The sequence below is a fragment of the Roseateles sp. genome (assembly GCF_047654805.1).
Lineage (GTDB): Bacteria > Pseudomonadota > Gammaproteobacteria > Burkholderiales > Burkholderiaceae_C > Pelomonas.
On record NZ_JASGIV010000001.1, the window covers coordinates 6,110,997 to 6,126,353 of the forward strand.

Here is a 15,357-nt window from a genome sequence, read left to right on the forward strand (position 1 = left end):
TCGCTCTTTAAGGAACCGTCATGCAAAAGCAAAAGATCCGCATCCGCCTGAAGGCGTTTGATTACAAGCTGATCGACCAGTCGGCCCTCGAAATCGTCGAGACCGCCAAGCGCACCGGCGCCATCGTCAAGGGCCCGGTGCCCCTGCCGACGCGCCTGGAGCGTTTCGACATCCTGCGCTCGCCGCACGTCAACAAGACCAGCCGCGACCAGTTCGAGATCCGCACCCACCAGCGCCTGATGGACATCGTCGACCCGACCGACAAGACGGTCGACGCGCTGATGAAGCTCGACCTGCCCGCCGGCGTCGACGTCGAAATCAAGCTGCAGTAATTCGCGAGGCCTTCGGGCTGGCGATCCCAAGGCCCCGGCCTGTCTCGACAGGCCGGGGCCTTGTCTTTTGGGGCCAGATGCTTGCATCAGTGCTATCCCGCAGGCTATACTCGCCAGCTTTCCCGGGTCGGCTATGCCTGCCCGGAATTCGCGCAACACTGCTTTCACTTCGGTGGGGCGATGCTGCAAGGTCAGCCCGGCCAATCGATGTCGGGTGTTCGCAATAGCTTCGGAGGCGAGAGCCGACTGGGGCTGGAGAAAAACATGAGTCTGAGCAACCGTCTCGGTTTGCTGGGCCGCAAGGTGGGCATGATGCGCATCTTCACGGACGATGGCGATGCCATTCCCGTGACGGTGCTGGACGTGTCCAACAACCGCGTGACCCAGGTCAAGACCCAAGAGACCGACGGCTACAGCGCCATCCAGGTGGCGTTCGGTTCGCGCAAAGCTTCGCGCGTGACCAAGCCCGAAGCCGGCCACCTCGCCAAGGCAGGTGTCGAAGCCGGTGAAATCCTCAAGGAATTCCGCGTCGAAGCCGACGTCGCCGCCCAGTACCAAGCTGGCGCGACCGTCCCGGTGACGCTGTTCGCCACGGGCCAGCTGGTCGACGTGCAAGGCACGTCCATCGGTAAGGGCTACGCCGGCACCATCAAGCGCCACAACTTCAGCTCGCAGCGCGCGTCGCACGGTAACAGCCGTTCGCACAACGTGCCGGGCTCGATCTCGATGGCGCAGGATCCGGGCCGCGTGTTCCCGGGCAAGAAGATGACCGGCCACATGGGCGACGAAACCGTCACGACCCAGAACCTGGACATCGTGCGCGTTGACGAAGCTCGTCAACTGCTGCTGGTCCGTGGTGCGGTCCCGGGTGCCAAGAACGGCCACGTCGTCGTTCGCCCGGCCGTCAAGGTCAAGATCAAGAAGGGAGCCAACTGATGCAGCTCGAGCTCCTGAACGAGCAGGGTCAGGCCACCTCCAAGGTGGACGCGCCTGACACCGTCTTCGCTCGCGACTACAACGAAGCCCTGGTGCACCAGGTGGTCGTGGCCTTCCAGGCCAACGCCCGCCAAGGCACCCGCGCCCAGAAGGACCGTGAACAGGTCCATCACTCGACCAAGAAGCCTTTCCGCCAGAAGGGCACCGGCCGCGCTCGCGCCGGTATGACCTCGTCGCCGCTGTGGCGCGGGGGTGGTCGCATCTTCCCGAACATGCCTGACGAGAACTTCTCGCAGAAGCTGAACAAGAAGATGTACCGCGCCGGTATGGCCGCGATCCTGTCGCAGCTGGCCCGCGAAGGCCGTCTGGCCGTGGTGGATTCGATCTCGGTCGAAGCCCCCAAGACCAAGCTGCTGGCCGCCAAGTTCAAGGCCATGGGCCTGGACTCGGTGATGGTCATCGCCGACACCGTGGACGACAACCTCGCACTGGCCTCGCGCAACCTGGCCAACGTGCTGGTCGTCGAGCCGCGCTACGCCGATCCGCTGTCCCTCGTCTTCTACAAGAAGGTGCTGGTGACCAAGGCTGCGGTCGAGCAACTCAAGGAGATGCTGGCATGAGCGCCCCCAAGTATTCCGAAGGCCGTCTGGCCTCCGTGCTGCTCGCGCCCATCGTGTCCGAGAAGGCCACGCAAGTTGCCGAGAAGCACAACCAGGTCCTGTTCAAGGTCCTGCGCGACGCCACCAAGCCCGAGATCAAGGCTGCTGTTGAACTGATGTTCAAGGTCGAGGTCGAGTCGGTCAACGTCGTCCAGGTCAAGGGCAAGACGAAGCGCTTCGGTGGCCGTCGCCGGCCGCCGCGACCATGTCAAGAAGGCCTACGTGGCCCTCAAGGCTGGTCAAGAGCTCAATTTCTCCGGGGAGGCCGCGTAAATGGCCATCGTCAAAGTCAAGCCGACTTCGCCCGGCCGCCGTGGCGTCGTCAAGGTGGTGCACAAGCACCTGCACAAGGGCGCGCCCGAAGCCTCGCTGCTGGAGCCGCAGAAGCAGAACTCCGGCCGTAACAACAACGGTCACATCACGATTCGCCACAAGGGCGGTGGTCACAAGCACCACTACCGCGTGGTCGACTTCAAGCGCAACAAGGACGGCATTCCGGCCAAGGTCGAGACCATCGAGTACGACCCGAACCGCACCGCCCATATCGCGCTGGTGTGCTATGCCGACGGCGAGCGCCGCTACGTGATCGCCCCGCGCGGTCTGGAAGTGGGCGCCACCATCCTGAGCGGCTCGGAAGCGCCGATCAAGGCTGGCAACACGCTGCCCATCCGCAACATCCCGGTGGGTTCGACCATCCACTGCATCGAGCTGCAGCCTGGCAAGGGTGCCCAGATGATCCGTTCGGCCGGCACCTCTGCCGTCCTGATGGCTCGTGAAGGCGTCTACGCCCAGATCCGCCTGCGCTCCGGCGAAGTGCGCCGCGTGCACATCGACTGCCGCGCCACCATCGGTGAAGTGAGCAACGAAGAGCACAGCCTGCGCCAATACGGCAAGGCTGGCGCGATCCGCTGGAAGGGTATCCGTCCGACCGTTCGCGGCGTGGCGATGAACCCGGTGGATCACCCGCACGGTGGTGGCGAAGGCCGCACCGGCGAGGGCCAGGTCCCTGTGTCGCCGTGGAACACCCTGACGAAGGGCTACCGCACTCGCAACAACAAGCGCACGCAGACGTTCATCGTTTCGCGTCGCAAGAAGTAAGGGCTAGGCCATGACTCGTTCGCTGAAGAAAGGCCCCTTCGTTGACCACCACCTGCAGGCCAAGGTCGACAAGGCAGTTGCCAACAAGGACAAGAAGCCCATCAAGACCTGGTCGCGCCGCTCGACGATCCTGCCCGAGTTCATCGGTCTGACGATCGCCGTGCACAACGGCAAGCAGCACGTGCCGGTCTATGTGTCTGACCAGATGGTCGGCCACAAGCTGGGTGAATTCGCACTGACCCGTACCTTCAAGGGCCACCCGGCCGACAAGAAGGCCGGGAAGAAGTAAGGACTAGAGACGATGGAAACCAAAGCAATCGTCCGTGGCGTCCGCCTGTCGTGTGACAAGGGTCGCCTCGTGGCCGACATGATCCGCGGCAAGAAGGTGGATCACGCCCTCAACATCCTGACCTTCACCCAGAAGAAGGCGGCCGTGATCATCAAGAAGGCGCTGGAAAGCGCCATCGCCAACGCCGAGCACAACGACGGCGCTGACATTGATGAACTCAAGGTCACCTCGATCTATGTCGAACAGGGTGCCACGCTGAAGCGCTTCTCGGCTCGCGCCAAGGGCCGCGGCAACCGCATCAGCAAGCCCACCTGCCACATCTTCGTGGCTGTCGGCAACTAAGGCGCAAGAAGACTATGGGACAGAAAATCCATCCGGTTGGCTTTCGCCTTCCTGTCACCCGTAACTGGGCTTCGCGCTGGTACGCGAACAACCAGAACTTCGCCAGCATGCTGGCGGAGGATCTGCAGGTTCGCGACTACCTGAAGGCGAAGCTCAAGAACGCCGCTGTTTCGCGCATCCTGATCGAGCGTCCCGCCAAGAACGCCCGCATCACGATCTTCTCGGCACGCCCGGGCGTCGTGATCGGCAAGAAGGGTGAAGACATCGAAGCGCTGAAGGCTGAGCTGACCAAGCGTCTGGGCGTGCCCGTCGCCGTCAACATCGAAGAAGTGCGCAAGCCTGAAGTCGATGCCCAGTTGATCGCCGACTCGATCACCCAGCAGCTCGAGAAGCGCATCATGTTCCGTCGCGCCATGAAGCGTGCGATGCAGAACGCCATGCGTCTGGGTGCCCAGGGCATCAAGATCATGAGCGCAGGTCGTCTGAACGGCATCGAAATCGCTCGTACCGAGTGGTATCGCGAAGGTCGTGTGCCCCTGCACACCCTGAAGGCCGACATCGACTACGGCTTCTCCGAGGCCAAGACCACCTATGGCGTCATCGGCGTCAAGGTCTGGGTCTACCGCGGTGACCGCCTGGCCAATGGCGAGGCTCCGGTCATCAACACCCCCGCAGGCGCCGAAGACGATCGTCGCCCGCGCCGTAACGCTCGTCCGGGCGCTCCTGGTGGCCGTGGCCGCCCGGGTGGCGATCGTGGCCCGCGTGACGGAGCAGACCAGCCCGCTGCCGCCGCCCCCTCGGGTGACGCAGCCAAGCCCGCCGGCAAGCGCGTGATCCGCAAGGCTCCCGCCGCCGGTGAGGCCAAAGGAGAATAAACATGCTGCAACCTAATCGTCGCAAGTACCGCAAGGAGCAGAAGGGCCGCAACACCGGTGTTGCGACCCGCGGTGCTGCGGTGTCTTTCGGTGACTTCGGCCTGAAGGCTACGGAGCGCGGCCGCCTGACGGCCCGCCAGATCGAAGCGGCTCGCCGCGCGATCTCGCGCCACATCAAGCGTGGTGGCCGGATCTTCATCCGCGTCTTCCCGGACAAGCCCATCTCGCAAAAGCCTGCCGAAGTCCGTATGGGTAACGGCAAGGGCAATCCGGAGTATTACGTCGCCGAGATCCAGCCGGGCAAGGTGATCTACGAGGTCAATGGCGTTCCCGAGACAACTCGCTCGCGAAGCCTTCACGCTGGCCGCAGCAAAGCTGCCCCTGCGTTGCACCTTCGTGGCCCGCCAGGTCGGTACCTGAGGAAGGACACCATGAAAGCATCTGAACTCCGCGCCAAGGACGTCGCTGCCCTCGAAAAGGAAGTGACCGACCTGCTCAAGGCCCACTTCGGCCTGCGCATGCAAAAGGCCACCCAGCAGCTGACCAACCACAGCCAGCTGGGCAAGACCCGCCGCGACATCGCGCGTGCCAAGACGGTTCTGGCACAAAAGAAGAAGGAGGCCACGAAATGACTGAGGCCCAAGTGAAGAACACCCGCACCCTGGTGGGTCGCGTGGTCAGCGACAAGCGCGCCAAGACGGTCACCGTCCTGGTGGAGCGTCGCGCCAAGCACGAGCTCTACGGCAAGATCGTGGCCCGTTCCCGCAAGTACCACGCCCACGACGAAAAGGGCGAGTACAAGATGGGCGACGTGGTCGAGATCAGCGAAGGCCGCCCGATCTCCAAGACCAAGAGCTGGGTCGTGACCCGCCTGGTCGAGAAGGCCGAGATCGTCTAAGAAGACATCGGTCGCATGACCGCTGCACAACCGGCTCGCTGGGCAACTGGCGCGCCGGTTTTTTGTTTGAAGAAACATCACCGAGGACCGACATCATGATCAAGGTTGGCGACAAGCTGCCTGCAGGCAGCCTGCAGGAATTCATCGAAGTGGAAGGCGAGGGTTGCACCCTCGGCCCCAACAGCTTCGATATCGAGAAGGCCGCGGCCGGCAAGACCATCGCCATCTTCGGCCTGCCTGGCGCCTACACGCCAACCTGCTCGGCCAAGCATGTGCCTGGCTATGTCGAGTCCGCCGAGGCGCTGAAGGCTGCCGGTGTCGACGAGATCTGGTGCGTGTCCGTCAATGACGCCTTCGTCATGGGCGCCTGGGGTCGTGACCAGAAGACAGCCGGCAAGGTGCGCATGATGGCTGACGGCAGCGCCGCTTTTGCCCAGGCCACCGGCCTGACGCTGGACCTGACGGCCAAGGGCATGGGCCTGCGCTCGCAGCGCTATTCGATGCTGGTCAAGGATGGCGTCGTCACGACGCTGAACGTCGAGGGCCCCGGCAAGTTCGAGGTCAGCGACGCCGCGACGATGCTTGCCCAGGCCAAGGCCGCCTGAGTCGAGCGAGGGGGCCGGCCATGGCCGGCCTCCTAAAAACTTCTGCGCAGGCATTGACGACCCGAGGGTTCTCACTGCATAATGCGCAGCTTCGCCGAACGCTAGGCACATTCTTCGATGTGCTGTGGCCTCGGATTCGCCCTCAACCGTTGGGCGGCAGGTGGTGCAACGCCGCAGGCCGACTGACTTACGGGCCCAAGACTGACCGACTCGCACCCTGGTGCATTTCGGGACAAGTTGGGGACAGACATGATCCAAATGCAATCGCGGCTTGATGTCGCGGACAACACTGGCGCGAAGTCCGTTCAGTGCATCAAGGTGCTGGGCGGCTCCAAGCGTCGCTATGCACACATTGGCGACATCATCAAGGTCAGCATCAAAGAAGCTGCCCCGCGTGGTCGCGTGAAGAAGGGCGAGGTCTACAGCGCTGTGGTCGTTCGCACCGCCAAGGGCGTGCGCCGCCAGGACGGCTCGCTCGTCAAGTTCGACGGCAATGCCGCCGTGCTGCTCAATGCCAAGCTGGAGCCGATCGGCACCCGCATCTTCGGCCCGGTCACGCGTGAACTGCGTACCGAGCGCTTCATGAAGATCGTGTCGCTGGCCCCCGAGGTGCTCTGAGCCCCCACTGTCTGAGGTAAGCCATGAACAAGATCCGTACCGGCGACCAGGTCATCGTGTTGACCGGCCGCGACAAGGGCAAGCGCGGCACCGTGACCGCGCGCGCTGACGCCGACCACGTGGTGGTCGATGGCGTCAATGTCGTCAAGAAGCACGTCAAGCCCAACCCCATGAAGGGCACCACCGGTGGCGTCGTCGACAAGACCATGCCCATCCATCAATCCAACGTGGCGATCTTCAACGCCGCCTCCGGCAAGGCCGATCGTGTGGGCGTCAAGCTCGTCGACGGCAAGCGGGTGCGCGTGTTCAAGTCGACCGGCGAAGAGATCAAGGCTTAAGAGGTCCGACATGGCTCGTCTGCAAACGCATTACCGCGAAAAAATCGTGCCCAGCCTGACCGAAAAGTTTGGCTACAAGTCGGTCATGGAAGTGCCGCGCATCACCAAGATCACGCTCAACATGGGCGTGAGCGAGGCGGTCGCCGACAAGAAGGTCATGGACCACGCTGTGGGTGACCTGACCAAGATCGCCGGCCAGAAGCCCGTGGTCACCAAGTCCAAGAAGGCGATTGCCGGCTTCAAGATCCGCGACAACGTGCCCATCGGTGCCATGGTCACGCTGCGTGGCATCCAGATGTATGAATTCCTGGACCGCTTCGTGACGATCGCGCTGCCGCGCGTTCGCGACTTCCGTGGTATCTCCGGCCGTTCGTTCGACGGTCGTGGCAACTACAACATCGGCGTCAAAGAGCAAATCATCTTCCCCGAGATCGAGTACGACAAGGTGGATGCTCTGCGTGGTCTGAACATCAGCATCACGACGACTGCCAAGACGGACGACGAAGCCAAGGCTCTGCTGGCTGCGTTCAAGTTTCCGTTCAAGAACTGAGGTGAACCGTGGCAAAACTCTCGATCAAACAACGTGAGCTGAAGCGCGAGGCGCTGGTCGCCAAGTTCGCCAAGAAGTACGCGGAACTGAAGGCCATCGTCGACGACAGCAAGAAGTCCGAGGAAGAGCGCTACGCCGCCCGCCTCGAGCTGCAAAAGCTGCCCCGCAACGCGTACCCCAGCCGTCTGCGTAACCGCTGCGAGCTGACGGGTCGTCCGCGCGGCACCTTCCGCAAGTTCGGCCTGGCCCGCAACAAGATCCGTGAACTGGCCTTCAAGGGCGACATCCCCGGTGTCGTCAAGGCCAGCTGGTAATCATCGGCTGATAGGAGATATCGCAAATGAGCATGAGTGATCCCATCGCCGATATGCTGACCCGCATTCGCAACGCGCAGATCGTCGAAAAGACGAGCGTTGCCATGCCGTCGTCCAAGCTGAAGGTGGCGATTGCCAAGGTCCTCAAGGACGAAGGCTACATCGACGACTTCGCCGTGCGCGGCGAAGCTGCCCGCCCCGAGCTGGAAATCGCGCTGAAGTACTACGCCGGCCGTCCGGTCATCGAGCGTATCGAGCGCGTCAGCCGCCCCGGCCTGCGCATCTACAAGGGCCGCCACGACATTCCTCAGGTCATGAACGGCCTGGGTGTGGCGATTGTGACGACCCCGCAAGGCGTCATGACGGACCGCAAGGCCCGCGCTGCCGGTATCGGCGGCGAGGTGCTCTGCTACGTCGCCTAAGCGAAGGAGTAGGAACAATGTCCCGCGTTGGAAAAATGCCGGTCAACCTCCCGCAAGGCGTGGATGTGACCGTGTCCGCTGACTCGATCAGCGTCAAGGGCTCGCTCGGCACGCTGGTGCGTGCATCGAACGGCCTGGTTACCGTCAAGAACGAAGCCGGCAAGCTGAGCTTCGTGCCCGCCAATGAGTCGGCCGAAGCCGATGCCATGAGCGGCACGATGCGCGCCCTGGTGGCCAACATGGTCAACGGCGTCAGCAAGGGCTTCGAGAAGAAGCTGAACCTGGTCGGCGTGGGTTTCCGCGCCCAGGCCCAGGGGCAGAAGCTGAACCTGCAGATCGGTTTCTCTCACCCCGTGGTGAAGGACATGCCGGCCGGCATCAAGGTCGAGTGCCCCACCCAGACGGAAATCATCATCAAGGGTGCAGACCGCCAGGTCGTCGGCCAGATCGCCGCTGAGGTGCGCGCCTTCCGTCCTCCCGAGCCCTACAAGGGCAAGGGCATCCGTTATTCGGATGAGAAGGTCGCCCTCAAAGAGACCAAGAAGAAGTAAGGAGCTGCGCCATGATGACCAAGAAAGAACAACGCCTGCGTCGTTCGCGCCAGACCCGCGCTCGCATTGCGATCCAGCGCGTGGCCCGTCTGACGGTGTTCCGCTCCAACCTGCACATCTACGCCCAAGTCGTCTCGGAAGATGGCGACAAGGTGCTGGCTGCAGCCTCCACGGCCGAGAAGTCGGTCCGCGAACAGCTGAGCGGCAATGGCGGCAACGTCGCTGCCGCCACGCTGGTCGGCAAGCTGATCGCCGAGAAGGCCAAGGCCGCTGGCGTCGAGAAGGTCGCTTTCGACCGCGCCGGTTTCGCCTACCACGGCCGTGTCAAGGCACTGGCCGAAGCAGCCCGCGAAGCCGGTCTGCAGTTCTGACGCATCAAGGAATACGAAATGGCAAAGTTTCAACCCCGCGGCGCTCAGGCTGAAGGCAATGACGACGGCCTGAAGGAAAAGATGATCGCGGTCAATCGCGTCACCAAGGTTGTGAAGGGTGGCCGCACGCTGTCCTTCGCCGCTCTGACGGTGGTCGGCGACGGCGATGGCCGCATCGGCATGGGCAAGGGCAAGGCCAAGGAAGTGCCGGTCGCGGTGCAGAAGGCCATGGAATCGGCCCGCCGCAACATGGTCAAGGTCCAACTGAAGAACGGCACCATCCACCACAATGTGGTCGGTGAGCACGGTGCTGCGCACGTCATCATGGCTCCGGCGCCTGCCGGTACCGGCGTCATCGCCGGCGGCCCGATGCGTGCCGTCTTTGAAGTGATGGGCGTGACCGACATCGTGACCAAGAGCCACGGTTCGACCAACCCTTACAACATGGTCCGCGCCACGCTGGACGCTCTGAAGCGTTCCACGACGGCGTCGGAAGTCGCTGCCAAGCGCGGCAAGACGGTTGAAGAGATCTTCAACTGATCGCCACAGCGGAGCACAAGATGTCTGACAAGAAAACCGTGACGGTCAAGCTGGTGCGTAGCCCCATCGGCTGCCGCGCCTCGCACCGTGCCACCGTGGTCGGCCTGGGTCTGCGCAAGCTGAACAGCCAGAGCACGCTGGAAGACACGCCCGCCGTGCGCGGCATGATCAATAAGATCGCCTACCTGGTTCAGGTGCTGTGATGGAACTCAACACGATCAAGCCCGCAGAGGGCGCGAAGCACGCCAAGCGCCGCGTCGGCCGTGGCATCGGCTCCGGCCTGGGCAAGACCGCAGGTCGCGGCCACAAGGGCCAGAAGTCCCGTGCTGGTGGCTACCACAAGGTCGGCTTCGAAGGCGGCCAGATGCCGCTGCAGCGTCGTCTGCCCAAGCGCGGCTTCAAGTCGCTGACGCTGAAGTACAACGCCGAGATCACGCTGTCGGACCTGCAAGGTCTGGCCGGTGACGAGATCGACGTGTCGACGCTGAAGGCCGTCGGCCTGGTGCCGCAGCTGGCCAAGTCGGTCAAGCTGATCCTGTCCGGCTCCATCGAACGCAAGGTCACGCTGAAGGGCGTGAACGCCACGAAGGGCGCCAAGGCGGCCATCGAGGCGGCGGGCGGCTCGGTCGCTTAATTCGGCACACAAGGAACTGATCCAGCGTGGCTACCAACGCGAATCAGCTGGCCAAGAGCGGCAAGTTCGGTGACCTGCGTCGCCGGCTTGTGTTCCTGCTGCTGGCTCTGGTCGTCTACCGCATCGGGGCACACATCCCGGTGCCCGGTATCGACCCGAACCAGCTGGCCCAATTCTTCAAGGGTCAGGCCGGTGGCATCCTGAGCCTGTTCAACATGTTCTCGGGCGGTGCGCTGTCGCGCTTCACCGTGTTCGCGTTGGGCATTACGCCTTACATCTCGGCCTCCATCGTCATCCAGCTGATGACGTACGTCGTCCCGACGCTGGAGCAGCTGAAGAAGGAGGGCGAAGCCGGTCGTCGCAAGATCACGCAGTACACCCGTTACGGCACGTTGGGCCTGGCCTTGTTCCAGAGTCTGTCCATCGCGCTGGCGCTGGAAGGTTCTGCTGGCCTGGTGATCAATCCCGGATTTGGCTTCCGCCTTACGGCGGTCTCCAGCCTGGTTGCTGGCACGATGTTCCTGATGTGGCTGGGTGAGCAGATCACCGAGCGCGGACTGGGCAATGGCATCTCGATCCTGATCTTCGGCGGCATCGCCGCGGGTCTGCCAGGAGCGATCGGTGGCTTGTTCGAGCTGGTGCGTACCGGCGCGATGGGCTACGGCTCGGCGCTGATCGTGATCGCGCTGGTCGTGCTGGTGACTTATGCCGTGGTCTATGTCGAACGTGGGCAGCGCAAGATCCTCGTGAACTATGCGAAGCGCCAGGTCGGCAACAAGGTCTATGGCGGCCAGTCCTCGCACCTGCCGTTGAAGCTGAACATGTCGGGCGTGATCCCGCCGATCTTCGCGTCGTCCATCATCCTGCTGCCGACGACGGTGGTGAGTTGGTTCGCGACTGGTGACGGCCTGCGCTGGCTGAAGGACCTGGCCGCCATGGTCAGCCCGGGCCAGCCGATCTATGTGCTGCTGTATTCCGCTGCCATCGTCTTCTTCTGCTTCTTCTACACGGCGCTGGTGTTCAATAGCCGTGAGACGGCGGACAACCTGAAGAAGAGCGGCGCCTTCATCCCGGGTATTCGTCCGGGTGAGCAGACGGCGAAGCACATCGACAAGATCCTGTCGCGGCTGACGCTGGCTGGTGCGATCTACATCACGCTGGTCTGCCTGCTGCCCGAGTTCCTGACGCTGAAGTACAACGTCCCGTTCTACTTCGGTGGTACGTCCCTGTTGATCATCGTCGTCGTGACGATGGACTTCTGGGCCCAGGTGCAAAGTTACATCATGAGTCAGCAGTATGAATCGCTGCTGAAAAAGGCCAGCTTCAAGCCCAACTGAGGGCCCGGAGCTGACCGTTAACCAAGATTGATTTCAACAACCCACACCTGAACGCAGCGCATGTCGAAGGACGACGTCATTCAAATGCAGGGCGAGATTCTCGAGAACCTCCCCAATGCCACGTTTAGGGTCAAGTTGGAGAACGGGCATGTCGTTCTCGGTCACATCTCCGGCAAGATGCGGATGCACTACATCCGCATCCTGCCTGGTGACAAGGTGACCGTGGAGCTGACACCCTACGATTTGAGTCGTGCTCGCATCGTGTTCCGGGCGAAGTGAGCTGTTTGAACCCCCGGGAACGCGTCAAGAGCGCATAAGAGTTAGGCCAAGGAGCAGACCATGAAAGTTTCGGCATCCGTGAAGCAGATGTGCCGCAATTGCAAGATCATCCGCCGCAAGGGCGTGGTGCGTGTGATCTGCACCGACCCGCGCCACAAGCAGCGCCAGGGCTAATTGGCCGCACGACAGGACTAGAGGACCACCATGGCACGTATTGCTGGTATCAACATTCCGCCGCAAAAGCACACTGAGATCGGTCTGACGTCGATCTACGGCATTGGCCGTACGACCGCCCAGAAGATCTGCACGAGCTGCGGCATTCCGTTCGACAAGAAGGTCAAGGACCTGACCGACGGCGATCTCGAGAAGATTCGCGATGAGGTCAACAAGCTGACCATCGAAGGTGACCTGCGCCGTGAGCAGTCCATCAACATCAAGCGCCTGATGGACCTTGGCTGCTACCGCGGTTTCCGTCATCGTCGCGGTCTGCCGATGCGCGGCCAGCGCACCCGTACGAATGCTCGCACCCGCAAGGGTCCGCGCAAGTCGGCTGCGACCGGCAAGAAGTAAGCTGCCCGAACTGAAAGAAGGTCAATATGGCAAAGGCTCCCAACAATTCGGCGGCTCAACGCGTTCGCAAGAAGGTCCGCAAGAACGTCGCTGACGGCATCGCGCACGTCCACGCCTCGTTCAACAACACCATCATCACCATCACCGACCGTCAAGGCGGCGCCCTGTCGTGGGCTTCGTCGGGTGGTCAAGGCTTCAAGGGCTCGCGCAAGTCGACTCCCTTCGCGGCTCAGGTGGCGGCCGAAGTGGCTGGCCGTGCGGCTCAAGAGCAAGGCATCAAGAACCTCGACGTCAAGATCAAGGGCCCGGGCCCGGGTCGCGAGTCGTCGGTGCGTGCGTTGGCTGCTCTCGGCATCCGCATCAACTCGATCTCTGACGTGACGCCGGTGCCGCACAACGGTTGCCGTCCGCAGAAGCGTCGCCGTATCTGATTTCCCTCACCGTCGGGTGACAGGAATTTTGCAGATTCGGTTGACGGTGCGATAATCGCGCGTTTTCCCTGAGCCGGCGGGCACGAAAGTGCCGCGCCGGCTTCACCGTTGAGGTGGTCCATTTCGGAGACGCCTCATAAGCCCACCGTCCAAGCCCACAACAACACCGGCTGGACTCGCGTCAGGCCTCCCCTGGCGTCAGATTGAACAAGGACACTCAAAGTGGCACGTTACCTCGGCCCCAAGGCCAAACTTTCCCGCCGCGAAGGCACCGACCTCTACCTGAAGAGCGCCCGCCGCGCCATCAGCGACAAGGCCAAGTTCGACAGCAAGCCCGGCCAGCACGGCCGCACCTCTGGTCAGCGCACCTCCGACTTCGGCCTGCAACTGCGTGAAAAGCAGAAGGTCAAGCGCATGTACGGCGTGCTGGAGCGTCAATTCCGCCGCTACTTCGCCGAAGCCGAGCGCCGCAAGGGCTCGACTGGCGTGAACCTGCTGCAACTGCTGGAATCGCGTCTGGACAATGTCGTCTACCGCATGGGCTTCGGCTCTACGCGCGCTGAAGCCCGCCAACTGGTGTCGCACAAGGGCATCGTGGTGAATGGCGAGGTCGTGAACATCGCTTCCTACATGGTCAAGGCTGGTGACACGGTCGCTGTCCGTGAAAAGGCCAAGAAGCAGCTGCGTGTGACCGAGTCGTTCAAGCTGGCTGACTCCATCGGCCTGCCGGCCTGGGTCCAGGTCGACGGCACCAAGCTCGAAGGCGTGTTCAAGAAGGCCCCCGACCGCGACGAGTTCGGCGCCGAAATCAACGAATCGCTGATCGTCGAGTTGTACTCGCGTTAATCGTTCCCCCCGCCGACCACGCCTGCTTTGGGCGCGGTCGGCGTTTCCTCGTCCGGGCATCTCAGCCCCTCGAAGGCTCTGCCCGGCTGGTCCTCAGCCTTATCGGTGTAACGAACCGAGGGTATTGAAAGAAAGACCTCATGCAAACCAACTTGCTCAAACCCAAGTCCATCAACGTGGAGCCCCTGGGCGGTCATCGCGCCAAGGTCACGCTGGAGCCGTTCGAACGCGGCTACGGCCACACCCTGGGCAATGCCCTGCGCCGTGTGCTGCTCTCGTCGATGGTGGGTTACGCACCGACGGAAGTGACGATCGCCGGCGTGCTGCACGAGTACTCGGCCATCGACGGCGTGCAAGAGGACGTGGTTCACATCATGCTGAACCTGAAGGGCGTCGTCTTCCGCCTGCACAACCGTGAGGAAGTGACCCTCGTCCTGCGCAAGGAAGGCGAAGGCCCCGTCACCGCGGCCGACATCCAGACTCCGCACGACGTCGAGATCATCAACCCCGAGCACGTCATTGCCCACCTGTCGCAAGGTGGCAAGCTGGACATGCAGATCAAGGTCGAGAAGGGCCGTGGCTATGTGCCCGGCACGATGCGTCGCTTCGGCGACGAGCCGACCAAGAGCATCGGCCGCATCGTCCTCGACGCGTCGTTCTCGCCCGTCAAGCGCGTCAGCTACGCCGTCGAGAACGCTCGCGTCGAGCAGCGTACCGACCTGGACAAGCTGGTCATGGAGATCGAAACCAACGGCGCCATCTCGCCCGAGGAAGCGATCCGGGCCTCCGCCAAGATCCTGGTGGAACAGCTCGCCGTGTTCGCGCAGCTGCAAGGCACCGACCTGGTCGACGCTTTCGACCAGCCGGCGCAGCGTTCCAGCAGCTTCGATCCGATCCTGCTGCGCCCTGTCGACGAGCTCGAACTGACCGTGCGTTCGGCCAACTGCCTGAAGGCCGAGAACATCTACTACATCGGCGACCTGATCCAGCGTACCGAGACCGAGCTGCTGAAGACCCCCAATCTGGGTCGCAAGTCGCTCAACGAGATCAAGGAAGTCCTGGCTTCCCGCGGTCTCACGCTCGGCGCCCGCCTGGAGAACTGGCCCCCGCAAGGCCTGGACAAGCGCTGATCTGATTTGAAGAAGTGGGTGGCGCGCTGACCAACGCCACCCGGTGCACCCGCCAGTACCTGATCCGGCTGGCGGCATTAACGAAGTGAAAGGAAAAGCACCATGCGTCACCGTAACGGCCTCCGCAAGCTCAACCGCACCAGCGCCCATCGCGCTGCAATGCTGCGCAATATGGCGGTTTCGCTGCTCCAGCACGAAGCTATCAAGACCACGGTCCCCAAGGCCAAGGAACTGCGCAAGGTGGTCGAGCCCCTGATCACGCTTGCCAAGGAACCCACGCTGGCCAACCGCCGCTTGGCTTTCGACCGCCTGCGCGACCGCGACATCGTCACCAAGCTCTTCAACGAACTGGGCCCGCGCTTCAAGGCCCGTCCGGGCGGCTACACCCGCAT

Annotated in this window: 28 protein-coding genes and 2 pseudogenes; all 30 read left to right on the plus strand. The window is 62.7% G+C overall.

Annotation, left to right across the window (positions count from 1 at the left end):
- Window positions 1-20: 20 nt before the first annotated feature.
- Window positions 21-332, plus strand: coding sequence for a 30S ribosomal protein S10 (gene rpsJ, locus QM732_RS27710; RefSeq protein ID WP_132576760.1), 312 nt, complete (start codon window positions 21-23; stop codon window positions 330-332).
- A 264-nt stretch (window positions 333-596) separates the two neighbouring features.
- Complete coding sequence (rplC, locus tag QM732_RS27715; RefSeq protein WP_415659298.1) at window positions 597-1,268, plus strand: 50S ribosomal protein L3; 672 nt, start codon at window positions 597-599, stop codon at window positions 1,266-1,268.
- Window positions 1,268-1,888, plus strand: coding sequence for a 50S ribosomal protein L4 (gene rplD / locus QM732_RS27720; protein WP_415659299.1), 621 nt, complete (start codon window positions 1,268-1,270; stop codon window positions 1,886-1,888). Before rplC ends, rplD begins: the two co-directional genes overlap by 1 nt.
- A pseudogene (rplW, locus tag QM732_RS27725) lies at window positions 1,885-2,200 on the plus strand (50S ribosomal protein L23). Before rplD ends, rplW begins: the two are co-directional and overlap by 4 nt.
- Window positions 2,201-3,025 (plus strand): 50S ribosomal protein L2, encoded by an 825-nt coding sequence (gene rplB, locus QM732_RS27730; protein WP_415659300.1) that lies wholly within the window; start codon window positions 2,201-2,203, stop codon window positions 3,023-3,025.
- 10 nt (window positions 3,026-3,035) lie between these two features.
- Window positions 3,036-3,314 (plus strand): 30S ribosomal protein S19, encoded by a 279-nt coding sequence (rpsS, locus tag QM732_RS27735; RefSeq protein WP_088484478.1) that lies wholly within the window; start codon window positions 3,036-3,038, stop codon window positions 3,312-3,314.
- Between the two features lie 12 nt (window positions 3,315-3,326).
- The gene (gene rplV, locus QM732_RS27740; protein WP_268169252.1) at window positions 3,327-3,656 is read left to right on the plus strand and encodes a 50S ribosomal protein L22; all 330 of its coding nucleotides are present in this window, start codon (window positions 3,327-3,329) and stop codon (window positions 3,654-3,656) included.
- Window positions 3,657-3,670: 14 nt separating this feature from the next.
- Complete coding sequence (gene rpsC, locus QM732_RS27745) at window positions 3,671-4,531, plus strand: 30S ribosomal protein S3 (protein WP_415659301.1); 861 nt, start codon at window positions 3,671-3,673, stop codon at window positions 4,529-4,531.
- Between the two features lie 2 nt (window positions 4,532-4,533).
- Window positions 4,534-4,951, plus strand: a pseudogene (gene rplP, locus QM732_RS27750) (50S ribosomal protein L16).
- Between the two features lie 11 nt (window positions 4,952-4,962).
- A complete protein-coding gene (rpmC, locus tag QM732_RS27755) occupies window positions 4,963-5,163 on the plus strand; it encodes a 50S ribosomal protein L29 (RefSeq protein ID WP_310273048.1) in 201 nt (66 codons plus the stop codon).
- Window positions 5,160-5,429: a 30S ribosomal protein S17 gene (gene rpsQ, locus QM732_RS27760; protein ID WP_132576752.1), complete on the plus strand. Its 270-nt coding sequence runs from the start codon at window positions 5,160-5,162 to the stop codon at window positions 5,427-5,429. The genes rpmC and rpsQ overlap by 4 nt, the downstream gene beginning before the upstream one ends.
- 95 nt (window positions 5,430-5,524) lie before the next feature.
- A complete protein-coding gene (locus QM732_RS27765) occupies window positions 5,525-6,034 on the plus strand; it encodes a peroxiredoxin (protein ID WP_415659302.1) in 510 nt (169 codons plus the stop codon).
- A gap of 249 nt (window positions 6,035-6,283) precedes the next feature.
- A complete protein-coding gene (rplN, locus tag QM732_RS27770; RefSeq protein ID WP_056194233.1) occupies window positions 6,284-6,652 on the plus strand; it encodes a 50S ribosomal protein L14 in 369 nt (122 codons plus the stop codon).
- 23 nt (window positions 6,653-6,675) lie between these two features.
- The gene (gene rplX / locus QM732_RS27775) at window positions 6,676-6,990 is read left to right on the plus strand and encodes a 50S ribosomal protein L24 (RefSeq protein WP_415659303.1); all 315 of its coding nucleotides are present in this window, start codon (window positions 6,676-6,678) and stop codon (window positions 6,988-6,990) included.
- 10 nt (window positions 6,991-7,000) lie between these two features.
- On the plus strand, window positions 7,001-7,540 hold the full coding sequence (rplE, locus tag QM732_RS27780; protein ID WP_415659304.1) for a 50S ribosomal protein L5: 540 nt from the start codon (window positions 7,001-7,003) through the stop codon (window positions 7,538-7,540).
- Window positions 7,541-7,548: 8 nt separating this feature from the next.
- A complete protein-coding gene (gene rpsN, locus QM732_RS27785; RefSeq protein WP_415659305.1) occupies window positions 7,549-7,854 on the plus strand; it encodes a 30S ribosomal protein S14 in 306 nt (101 codons plus the stop codon).
- A 26-nt stretch (window positions 7,855-7,880) separates the two neighbouring features.
- Complete coding sequence (gene rpsH, locus QM732_RS27790) at window positions 7,881-8,276, plus strand: 30S ribosomal protein S8 (protein WP_056194221.1); 396 nt, start codon at window positions 7,881-7,883, stop codon at window positions 8,274-8,276.
- A gap of 17 nt (window positions 8,277-8,293) precedes the next feature.
- Window positions 8,294-8,827, plus strand: a complete 534-nt coding sequence (rplF, locus tag QM732_RS27795) for a 50S ribosomal protein L6 (protein WP_415659306.1) — start codon at window positions 8,294-8,296, stop codon at window positions 8,825-8,827.
- 11 nt (window positions 8,828-8,838) lie between these two features.
- Window positions 8,839-9,198: a 50S ribosomal protein L18 gene (gene rplR, locus QM732_RS27800; protein WP_415659307.1), complete on the plus strand. Its 360-nt coding sequence runs from the start codon at window positions 8,839-8,841 to the stop codon at window positions 9,196-9,198.
- Window positions 9,199-9,216: 18 nt separating this feature from the next.
- On the plus strand, window positions 9,217-9,738 hold the full coding sequence (rpsE, locus tag QM732_RS27805; RefSeq protein ID WP_415659308.1) for a 30S ribosomal protein S5: 522 nt from the start codon (window positions 9,217-9,219) through the stop codon (window positions 9,736-9,738).
- Window positions 9,739-9,758: 20 nt separating this feature from the next.
- A complete protein-coding gene (gene rpmD / locus QM732_RS27810) occupies window positions 9,759-9,941 on the plus strand; it encodes a 50S ribosomal protein L30 (protein WP_056877725.1) in 183 nt (60 codons plus the stop codon).
- Window positions 9,941-10,372: a 50S ribosomal protein L15 gene (gene rplO, locus QM732_RS27815; protein ID WP_415659309.1), complete on the plus strand. Its 432-nt coding sequence runs from the start codon at window positions 9,941-9,943 to the stop codon at window positions 10,370-10,372. The genes rpmD and rplO overlap by 1 nt, the downstream gene beginning before the upstream one ends.
- Window positions 10,373-10,398: 26 nt before the next feature.
- Window positions 10,399-11,709 (plus strand): preprotein translocase subunit SecY, encoded by a 1,311-nt coding sequence (gene secY, locus QM732_RS27820; RefSeq protein WP_415659310.1) that lies wholly within the window; start codon window positions 10,399-10,401, stop codon window positions 11,707-11,709.
- A 60-nt stretch (window positions 11,710-11,769) separates the two neighbouring features.
- Window positions 11,770-11,988, plus strand: coding sequence for a translation initiation factor IF-1 (gene infA, locus QM732_RS27825; protein WP_011830996.1), 219 nt, complete (start codon window positions 11,770-11,772; stop codon window positions 11,986-11,988).
- A gap of 60 nt (window positions 11,989-12,048) precedes the next feature.
- Entirely contained in the window at window positions 12,049-12,162 is a 114-nt protein-coding gene (rpmJ, locus tag QM732_RS27830; RefSeq protein ID WP_056194202.1) for a 50S ribosomal protein L36, read from the plus strand.
- Window positions 12,163-12,192: 30 nt separating this feature from the next.
- The gene (gene rpsM / locus QM732_RS27835; RefSeq protein ID WP_293501461.1) at window positions 12,193-12,558 is read left to right on the plus strand and encodes a 30S ribosomal protein S13; all 366 of its coding nucleotides are present in this window, start codon (window positions 12,193-12,195) and stop codon (window positions 12,556-12,558) included.
- A 26-nt stretch (window positions 12,559-12,584) separates the two neighbouring features.
- Window positions 12,585-12,989, plus strand: a complete 405-nt coding sequence (rpsK, locus tag QM732_RS27840) for a 30S ribosomal protein S11 (RefSeq protein ID WP_056194196.1) — start codon at window positions 12,585-12,587, stop codon at window positions 12,987-12,989.
- Window positions 12,990-13,211: 222 nt separating this feature from the next.
- Window positions 13,212-13,835: a 30S ribosomal protein S4 gene (gene rpsD, locus QM732_RS27845; RefSeq protein ID WP_415659311.1), complete on the plus strand. Its 624-nt coding sequence runs from the start codon at window positions 13,212-13,214 to the stop codon at window positions 13,833-13,835.
- A 140-nt stretch (window positions 13,836-13,975) separates the two neighbouring features.
- On the plus strand, window positions 13,976-14,965 hold the full coding sequence (locus QM732_RS27850; protein ID WP_056194188.1) for a DNA-directed RNA polymerase subunit alpha: 990 nt from the start codon (window positions 13,976-13,978) through the stop codon (window positions 14,963-14,965).
- Window positions 14,966-15,067: 102 nt separating this feature from the next.
- Window positions 15,068-15,357 (plus strand): 50S ribosomal protein L17 (gene rplQ / locus QM732_RS27855; protein WP_415659312.1); only part of this gene is annotated, 290 nt, incomplete at its 3' end.